Below are 9,405 nucleotides of genomic sequence, written 5' to 3'. Positions count from 1 at the left end.
CTGAAACATATATTCCAATATACGGGTATGATATTGGTGGCGGATTAGAAATGGAGTCTTCTCCATCCCCCTTCATACCGTTTAATGGTCAGATAAGAGACGTGTTATACGGGTATATTGATTTTGTAAAAGGGTTCGAGGACAAGGTTATTGATTCCTGGGCGATGCAGAGGCTGAGATATATCTACCAGCTTCAGGCAGCCCACTTTATCTATCCAAACGCAACCCACACAAGGTTTGCTCATTCAATAGGCGTAATGCACTCGTCTTTCAAATATATAACACACTTGCTTAGAACATCGTATCATCTACCAGAGGAATGCACTTATAGAAAGGACATTATCGGGCATCAGAAAGAAATCATCTTCGCCGCTAGATTACTAGGCCTAATGCATGACCTGGGGCACGGGCCATTCAGCCACGCATTCGACAAATACGTTTATAAAACCCGAGAGTTTCTTGGATACAGCGTGGGCAACCATGAAGTCGTTGGCTATCTCCTCTACAGGGATTTTTTAAGGGAGAGAATATACGAGCAAGCCTTGGACTCTTCTAAAACACTCGGCCTAGACCCAGAGGTTCTCATATCTCTGCTTGACGAGGGCATGAAGCCTCCCAGGGGTATGAAGGATTTTACAGACCTTGTTAACCGGTCCCTCCTCTCAGATAAGGACTTTTACAACCCATCCTCTAACGACTTGAGCAGTATGGTTAGACTTGTTGTTAGGGATTATGCCTACACTAGCGATATCATGGATTATCTTAAAAGAGACAGCTTTTTCACAGGGGTTCCGGTAGGCGAGATCAACGATGACTGGATCATTAGAAACACTTTCCTAGTGGAGAAAAACAACATGATTATTCCAGGAGTGACTCGAAAATCCTTGGACGAAATAGCCAGGCTTTTCGATGCGAGAAAGATAATGTATAAGAATGTTTACCTCCACCCGGTGAACGTGGCGTTTATTGAGATGATCGGTTATCTCCTCCAATGCTTGAAATCAAGACTTGTTGAAATAATCGAGGAAATATTGCAGAAACCTGATAGCTTATCCAAGTATTTCCTCTTAACTGATCACTCCCTTTACAGCATGCTAGCCAACTTAATATATGAAGATGTTTCAACGTATGAGTGCGTCGATAAGGAATTAGCGAGGAAGGCGTTGCAAAGTCTTTTCATTGAGAGGAAACCCGTATGGAAGATGATAGGCAGGTTTAACTATAATTTAAAGTACGCTAAGCACTTATTCAGCGAGCGCTTCGGAGAGACTTATCAGAAAATGTTGAAGGAGAAGATTAGTGAAGAAATCTCCAGCGTGCTGAAAGATAGAAATGTCAACTCTTCTGATATCTTAACCATTATTGACAAGGTTGAAATATACCCGTCCTCCGGTTCCGAAGTTCTGGATAAAATACATGTCGTGGAGATCCGCGGTAGCAAGGTTATAGATGTAGAAGATTTAACATATGAGGAGTTTGCGCAACAGCATGGGCTTATTCCCGAGGTTTTATTCACAATCTACGTCAACCGTGAGAAATACAAAGACCTATCAAGTAGTGATTTGAAGAAAGCCCAGGAGAGCGCTGAAGAAGTTATAAAAGAAGCCTTGTACGGCGGAGGAAGGGAGGCGCCTGAAACTAGTTAAAACCAGCCCTCAGCATAAATATTCAATATAGGAGAGATAGATGATTGGGGTTAACATGCTTGACTTGCAGAGCCTATTGGTAGTGTTCATTCTGGGATTCCTGCCCATTAGCGAGATAAGGGGCGCTATACCCTACGCCGTAATTAAAGCAGGAGAAGACGCTAATCTAATGGGTTTTTACATTTTAGCAGGTGTCCTGGCAAACCTGCTCATAGCCCCGGTAGCGTTGAACATTCTCTCAACGGTTGAAAAAATAGTCATGAGTGAGAAATTTCCAAGGCTTCTTAGAAACATTTATCTCAAGATAGTGGAAAAAGCGTTGGAGAAAGCATCAAGGATGGAAAAGATCACCTTGTTATCCTTAGCATTGTTCGTCGGCATCCCCCTACCGGTGACTGGTGCGTGGACCGGGAGCCTGATAGCTTTTCTACTACGAGTTGATAAGAAAAAAGCCATAGTTGCAATTAGTCTCGGAGTGCTGATAGCATCGCTAATAGTGTACTCGGCAGTTTACCTCGGAATATCCATATTGAAAACGATTTTCCTCCTTTAACTCAAATCTTATAGGGGGTGGCTTTTAAAATTCATTGTAGAGATTAAATCAAACATGTAAGGTGGTTACATGTCATACGCAAATATTGGTAAAACTGTGAGATTGAACAGAATCCTCCGCGATGGGAAAGCAGTCGTGTTCGCATTCGACCACGGGTTCGAGCACGGCCCATGGGATTTCACCAGCGAAACAATAGACCCTAGGGGATTGTTAAAGAAAATAGTTGATGCAGGTGTTGACGCGGTGATGCTAACACCCGGGCTCGCTTATGTTACACGGGACTCCTGGCTGGGGAGGACGAGTCTGATCGTGAAAGTGACTGGTAAAACTAATTTGAGACCGGAGGACCAGAAGATGCTTCAAAGCCTAATAGGCACGGTGGAGGAAGCGGTCTCGCTTGGAGCCGATGCAGTGGCCGCCACTGTTTACTGGGGTAGCCAGTACGAGGACGTCATGCTTTCTCGATGGGTTTCAATAAAAGAGGAGGCTGAAAGGTACGGGTATCCTTGTTTACAGCTCGCGTACCCGAGAGGTCCCAGCATTAAGAACATGTACGATGTGGAAGTGGTCAAGTACGGTGTGAGAGCAGCCATTGAGGTTGGGGCGGATCTGATAAAGACGTACTACACTGGTAGCTGGGATACTTTTAGAGAAGTGGTGAAGGCCTCTTCAGGGATACCTGTTTTAATGAGCGGTGGAGCCCCTAGGAGGAATTTCATGGATTTCCTGAGGGATGTTGAAGACGTGATGAAGGCAGGTGCTCAAGGAGTGGTTGTAGGGAGAAACGTATTCATGCATGAAAACCCAGCGTTAGCGATAAGAGCGGTCATGAAGATTGTTCACGAAGGTTTAACCGCTGAAGAAGCTTTCAAAACCATGCAGTAACCGGTGGGTCAGGAATGTCAAGCGATATAGATGTTGTCACGGTAGGACACGCTCTTGTTGACATAAGGATTCTAGTAGAGACCTTTCCAGGAATAGATCAGGAGAGCAAAGTTCTCGAACAATCATGGGGGAGCGGCGGATCAGCTGTAAACGTTGCCATAGGGGTAAGAAGGCTAGGTTTGAAATCAAGCATCTTGGCGAAAATAGGTTTCGACAGTTTCGGTAGAATAATAGTCGACGATCTCTTGAAAGAGGGCGTGGATATAAGTGGTTTGAGGATAAGCCTGGGGCAAACAGGGTTTACCATAGTCGCTATTAACAAGAACGGAGACATCACGATGTACGGGTTCAAAGGAGCTGCTGAAACGCTGGAGCCTTCAGACCTTAGTGAATATGCGATTTCAAGGGCTAAGTGGATTCACATTGCAAGCCTTAGACTGGATATGACTATTGAAGCCCTCAGGATTGCTGAGAAATACGGGTTGAAATCCTCGTGGGATCCTGGAAGAGTGCTAGCGTCACAGGGCTTGGAGAAAGTGAAGCCAGTCGTGTCCAGGGTTAACGTTGTCTTCCTAAACCATAAAGAGGCAACTTTATTGACGGGTATGGAGGATTACAAGCAGGCGGCTAAGGAGATAGCTTCAACCGGACCAGAAGTGGTGATCGTGAAGAGGGGTGGGAAAGGAGTATATGTCTACAGTAGGGACTTGGAGGAGGAGATCCCGGCTTACAGAGTTGACAACGTGATCGATACCACGGGGGCTGGAGACGCTTTTGCATCAGGCTTTATAACAGGCTTCCTGAGAGGATACAGTTTGAGAAAATCTCTTCAATACGGTAATGCCGTGGCCGCGTTGAAAATCTCAAGCCTTGGATCCCACTGCGTGCCAACCCATGACGAAGTTGTAAAGTTCATATGGGAGAGAGAAGGAATTTAAGTTTCTTCTAAATAGTTTTTACCCATAACCATGAGGTATCATGCATGTTCGTGAAATACTTGAAGTGCAACAGGTGTGGCAGAGAGTATAGACTAGAGTCTAAGCCTGTCCTGTGCGAAAACAATGACCTGGGCAGGCTGGACATAATATACGACTATGAGAAATTAGGAAAAGCCTTCAGTATTGAAAACCTTGAAAAAAGGCCATTCAACATGTGGAGGTATATGGAATTCCTTCCTGTCCCCAGCCAAGAATACGTGGTATCCCTCGGCGAGGGCGGCACCCCTCTTTTAAAATCAACGAGGCTGGCGGAGGCTCTTGGACTGAGAAATCTCTATCTTAAAGATGAAACAAGAAACCCAACAGGTAGTTTCAAAGACAGGGCGATGAGCGTTTCGGTTTCGATGGCAAAATTCTTCGGGTTTAAAAAAGCAACCATCGCAAGCAGTGGGAACGCGGCAGCATCTCTAGCAGCGTATGGAGCCAAGGCAGGGATAGACGTCTTCGCGTTCGTGCCCGATTTCGCCGGCTATGGGAAAATAGCTCAACTACTCTACTACGGCGCTAAGGTGTTCAAGGTAAGGTGGACTGAGGCCGAGGATCCAACTGTTAAAATGATGAGACTTGTCGTGGAGAAATACGGGTTCTACCCAAGCCCTAGCTTCGGAGTATACAACCCGTATCAAATAGAAGGGCCTAAGACAATCTCGATGGAAATAATTGAGCAACTGGGATGGAGGACCCCGGATCAGGTATTTGTACCTACCGGGGCGGGGAGTTTACTCACAGGCGTGTACAACGGTTTCAGGGATTTCAACGCGGTGGGACTCATAAACAAGTATCCTAAAATGGTTGCTGTGCAGCCTGAGGGCAACTACCCATTGGTTAGGGCTTGGCTTGAGAAGCAAGACCCGTTGAACATTAAACCCTGGGAGAAACCTCCTGAGACCATTGCTACAGGGCTTGAAGACACTTTCCCATGGGATGGCGACGCAGCGTTGAAGGCGATGTATGCGACGAACGGATATGGGGTCGTGGTCACGGATGATGAAATAGTCCAGGCAATGAAGCTTCTTGCAAGCTTGGAAGGGGTTTTCGCAGAGCCTAGTGGTGCAGCAGGGCTTGCAGGATTGATTAAAGCACTTAATGAAGGCCTTGTCGACAAGGATGAGATGGTGGTTGTCCTAGTTACAGGGCATGGTTTGAAAGACCCCGACATTATCAGGAAAACTGCTGGGGATGCACCATTGATTAACCCAAGCCTCGAGGAGCTTGAGAAGGCGTCGGAGAACTACTATAAAATCCGGATGTAGCACACTCTTCTATTAAACCCTTATCAACATATTTTTAACCATGATTCAACAGAATGGCGCGGAAGCGTTGGATCGTAGTGAGAAGTGCTGGAATATTTGTGGCCAAGCACTCCTTCGCACACTTGAGTATTTTCGCAAGGCTCCGAAGTACAGGGAGGCGGGATGGAGGAGTATTGACGTAACCAAGTATTTGAAAGGCAGAGTTCTCGATGTCGGTGCTGGACGTGCAGGGTATTTGAGAAAGAACACTTCTTATCAGGGGTTATTGGTATTGATGGATCCCTCTTACGATGATCACACCAGAGTTGAGATGAAAACCGGTAACGTCACGTTGCTCAATGCTGACGGCTTGGACATTCCATTAATGGATGAATCCTTTGACGTGGTGATATCTTTGGCCGTACTACATCACATCCCTACTAGAGAATGCAGGCTCGTATTTCTTAAGGAGATTCAAAGAGTACTGGTTGCCGGAGGCCTTCTCATTCTTTCAGTCTGGTTTCCCAGCGAGAAACCGAGGGGAAAAGAGGTTTGCGATGGTGTGATAGTTTCATCAGGCCTGGGTGATAGATTCTACCACTTCTACTCAATACCCGAGCTTAAAAGTGAAGTAGAGAGCGCGGGCTTTCGTGTTGAAAAAGTGGAGACAGTGGTGGAAAACCCCAGGAAACCGGCTGAAACAAGGAATATTTTGCTAACAGCGGTTAAACAGTGAAGTTAAAGCTTGAAAGGGTTGGGGAAAAGCTCTGAGAGTCTTGTTTTAACCGTTTTGCCCGAGGAAGCGCTGTGGAGAATTATCTCCGCATCTGGATTGAACTCTGCAATAAACTGTCTGCAAGCGCCGCATGGAGGTATAGGGTTCTCCAGGTCTGTTACAACAGCGATCTTTACAGGCTTCCTCTCGCCGTCGCTAACCATTTGAACAATAGCAGATCTCTCGGCACATATCGTTAAACCATAGCTAGCGTTTTCAACGTTAACCCCGGTATAAACCTTCCCGTTAGAGCCTAGGATGGAAGCGGCGACATGGATCCTGCTATATGGTGCGTAGCTGTTTTTCAACGCGTTAACCGCAATAGAGATCAGAGCTTCATCGTTAAGGGTCAAACCTGTTCAACCCCTATATGGTATGTTTCTCCTTCAATATCCCACTCCCTTACCAATCCCTTGAAATCCGCGAGAAGATTCGGGTTTGTTGAGACTTTGACTTCCACGGCTCTTGTTTCGCCTGCAATGTAGTCAACCTTAGAGAGGATCACGTGTTCTCTCTCCTGAGGGGCAATAATAACGACTCTAATCTTTGCGTCTAGTGAGAGATTTAGCATTTTCCGCATAACTTGTATCCTCCTAACCAGGTCTCTCGCCAGTCCCTCGGCCATCTCCTCCTCGCTGAGCCTTGTATCGATTGCGATGCTACCCCACTCAATATCCACAACAGAGTAGCCTTCAATGAAGTAGGGGGTTATCTTCACGCAGGAGTCATCGATTACTACCTGCTCACCTTCAATAACGGCTTCATGCGTTTTCCCACTGATTATGTCCAATGCTACTTTATCCTGGTTTTCCATAATGTAGGCTATCACCAACCGCGTTTTCTGCTTGAACCTTGGCCCTAACACGCTGTAAACTGGCTCAACCTTGTACTTGGTGACTTCTTTAAGCATTGAGAGGGGCTTGGTTTCAACATTTTTGACGTTAGCGATAAGCTTTATGAGCTCTCGGTTTTTCATAACTACTTCACTTATCTTAGTGTCGTTAACGTAAATGGTTAGGGTTTTAACGGGCTGCCTGAGTTTCAATCCCACCTTCATTCTTGCGGATGCTGCTGCTTCAAAAATCTTTTTCACAACAACCATTGTCTCCTCCAGCTCCGGATTTATGAGAGATACGTCGGCTTTGGGCCACTCGAGCAGGTGAACGGATTCCTCCCTATAGTGCTCTTTGAACATTGCTTGGTAAATATACTCTGTGATGAACGGGGTGAAAGGCGCAAGCATCCGTACTAATTTATCTAGAACATAGTAGAGAACCGTGTAAGCGGCGAGCTTATCCCTCGTGTTCTCCTCAACCCAGACCCTGGGCCTTATCAATCTTATGTACCAGTGGCTGAGATCTTCAACGATGAATTCACGGAGCATTCTTACAGCGGTGTGGACTTCATAACTCTCTAGAAATAACGTTGACTTCTCAATTAACGAATTAATCCTACTCAATATCCACTTGTCCTCTAGTTTCAAAGCATCCATTAAACTCTCAAGCCTTGCCTGCTCAGGTTTGAAGCCGTCTAAAGCCATGTAAGTCTTGGCGAAAACAAACACGTTCCACGCTATGGAGAGATCTCTAGCCACTTCCTCAATACTTTTCCAGGAGAATTTAGCATCCTCCCATGTAGTGTTCGATAACAACCATAGCCTCAGCGGGTCTCTCCCTGCCTTTGCGATTGCTTCGTTTGTTCCAACGTAGTTTCCAAGGCTTTTATGCATTTCTCTGCCCTGTTCGTCGAGCATGAACCCGTGGACGAGGACATTCTTATAAGGAGCAAGGTTGAAGCCTAGCACTCCGGCTCTGAGAAGGGAGAAGAACCAGCCTCGAGTTTGATCATGCCCCTCAACGATGAAGTCGAGGACTATGTCTTCAAGGGGTAGGTTCTCCGGATGCCCCTTGGCCGCGTAGAAGCAAACACCACTGTCAAACCAGACGTCCATCACGTCAGGAACCCTGCGCATTTCGGAACCACACACAGGACACTTCAACACGACTTCATCTATCCAAGGCTTGTGAAGCTCGCTCGGAGGTTTTCCTCCAAGAGCAACTATATCTGCAACGCTCCCCACCACTACCCTGTGACCGTTAGGGCATGTCCAAACAGGTAGTGGAGTACCCCAGTACCTCTGCCTTGAAACAACCCAGTCCTGCAGGTTTTCAAGCATGCTTTTAATTCTATCGAGAGCCCATTCAGGTATCCAGTTAACCTTCTCAACCTCTTCTTGGAGCTTATCTTTGAGCTTTGATACTTTGATCACCCACTGCTGGGTTGCCCTTATGAATACAGGTGTCTTACAACGCCAGCAAACAGGATATTTGTGTGTGATTGAGGTTTTGGAAATCAACGCGTTTCTCTGCCCAAGGTCTTGGATAATAATGGGGTTTGCATCTCTGACAAACATGCCAGCATACTTGCCTGCCTCGCTTGTAAACCTCCCTTCATCATCCACTGGGCTTGCAATGGTTTTAATGCCCCACCTGACCGCTACCGTGAAGTCTTCGAACCCGTGTCCGGGTGCGCTGTGGACGAGACCTGTTCCCTCATACATGGTTACGAACTCAGGCGCGGGCAAAACCGTGTGATACTGTTCTAGTTCAGCCTGTAGCGGTACAATATCTCTCAAGGGATGGGTGTATCTGACCCCTACCAGCGAGCTACCCTTTATTTTCTCGACTACTCGATATTCCTTAATGCCTGTTTCGTCAAGAAAAGCATTCAATCTCTCCTCTGCAACTACCCATGTTTCATCACCGACCCTGATCTTGACATAGTAAGCTTCAGGATGTATCATTACAAAGGTATTTGCCGGTAGAGTCCACGGAGTTGTCGTCCATATTACAAGATATGTTTTATCCTGTCCAACGACTGGGAATTTCACGTAAATGCTGGGGTCTTCTAGCTCTTTATATTCAATCTCGTATTCTGCAAGTGTTGTAGAACATCTCGGACACCAGTGAACTATCCTCGTATCCTTATCCAGCAATCCGTGCTCGTCGGCTTTTTTAACAAGCCACCATGCGGCTTCAATATACTCATTCCTCAATGTTAGGTAAGGATTCTCCCAATCCATGAAGACTCCTAGGTCGATGAACCATTTGGTCATTGCTGCCGCGTTATCCAGTGCTAGCTTGCGGCACTCGGCGATAAACCTGTCTACGCCTATCTTCTCCTCGATCTCTCTCTTTACCCTAACCCCTAGCTTCTGCTCGACCTTCACCTCTATGGGTAAGCCGTGGCAGTCGTACCCTGGTTGATCGTATACCCTAAACCCCTGCATCCGCTTATATCTTAGTACAGCATCCTT

8 protein-coding genes are annotated in these 9,405 nt (G+C 46.4%); 6 read left to right on the top strand and 2 right to left on the bottom strand.

Annotated elements, in window-relative coordinates; translation table 11 throughout:
* From AC3OH0_RS04465 to AC3OH0_RS04440, 6 genes are all read left to right on the top strand, one after another.
* The coding region (locus AC3OH0_RS04465; protein WP_498344906.1) for an HD domain-containing protein at positions 1–1,646 on the top strand (1,646 nt) is incomplete at its 5' end.
* Positions 1,647–1,701: 55 nt separating this feature from the next.
* A complete protein-coding gene (locus tag AC3OH0_RS04460) occupies positions 1,702–2,199 on the top strand; it encodes a COG2426 family protein (protein WP_498344905.1) in 498 nt (165 codons plus the stop codon).
* A gap of 69 nt (positions 2,200–2,268) precedes the next feature.
* Complete coding sequence (gene fba / locus AC3OH0_RS04455; RefSeq protein ID WP_498344904.1) at positions 2,269–3,084, top strand: class I fructose-bisphosphate aldolase; 816 nt, start codon at positions 2,269–2,271, stop codon at positions 3,082–3,084.
* Between the two features lie 14 nt (positions 3,085–3,098).
* Positions 3,099–4,022 (top strand): carbohydrate kinase family protein, encoded by a 924-nt coding sequence (locus tag AC3OH0_RS04450; RefSeq protein WP_498344903.1) that lies wholly within the window; start codon positions 3,099–3,101, stop codon positions 4,020–4,022.
* A 44-nt stretch (positions 4,023–4,066) separates the two neighbouring features.
* Positions 4,067–5,335 carry a threonine synthase gene (locus AC3OH0_RS04445; RefSeq protein WP_498344902.1) on the top strand — a complete coding sequence of 423 codons (1,269 nt, stop codon included), beginning with the start codon at positions 4,067–4,069 and terminating at the stop codon, positions 5,333–5,335.
* Positions 5,336–5,402: 67 nt separating this feature from the next.
* The gene (locus tag AC3OH0_RS04440; RefSeq protein ID WP_498344901.1) at positions 5,403–6,050 is read left to right on the top strand and encodes a class I SAM-dependent methyltransferase; all 648 of its coding nucleotides are present in this window, start codon (positions 5,403–5,405) and stop codon (positions 6,048–6,050) included.
* A 2-nt stretch (positions 6,051–6,052) separates the two neighbouring features.
* Here AC3OH0_RS04440 and AC3OH0_RS04435 read toward each other — a convergent pair whose 3' ends face one another.
* Both AC3OH0_RS04435 and ileS read right to left on the bottom strand, forming a co-directional pair.
* Positions 6,053–6,442, bottom strand: coding sequence for a cytidine deaminase (locus tag AC3OH0_RS04435; protein WP_498344900.1), 390 nt, complete (start codon positions 6,440–6,442; stop codon positions 6,053–6,055).
* Positions 6,439–9,405, bottom strand: a 2,967-nt coding sequence (gene ileS, locus AC3OH0_RS04430; RefSeq protein ID WP_498344899.1) for an isoleucine--tRNA ligase, incomplete at its 5' end; no start/stop codon positions are given. The genes ileS and AC3OH0_RS04435, both read right to left, overlap by 4 nt.

This window comes from Thermosphaera sp. (genome assembly GCF_059755995.1).
This window is presented reverse-complemented; position numbering and strand designations above follow the sequence as displayed.

What these genes read in the sequence shown, in the direction of transcription:
- AC3OH0_RS04445 (WP_498344902.1), top strand. Translation starts at nt 4,067, where the DNA reads ATGTTCGTGAAATACTTGAAGTGCAACAGGTGTGGCAGAGAGTATAGA.
- AC3OH0_RS04460 (WP_498344905.1), top strand. Translation starts at nt 1,702, where the DNA reads ATGCTTGACTTGCAGAGCCTATTGGTAGTGTTCATTCTGGGATTCCTG.
- AC3OH0_RS04450 (WP_498344903.1), top strand. Translation starts at nt 3,099, where the DNA reads ATGTCAAGCGATATAGATGTTGTCACGGTAGGACACGCTCTTGTTGAC.
- fba (WP_498344904.1), top strand. Translation starts at nt 2,269, where the DNA reads ATGTCATACGCAAATATTGGTAAAACTGTGAGATTGAACAGAATCCTC.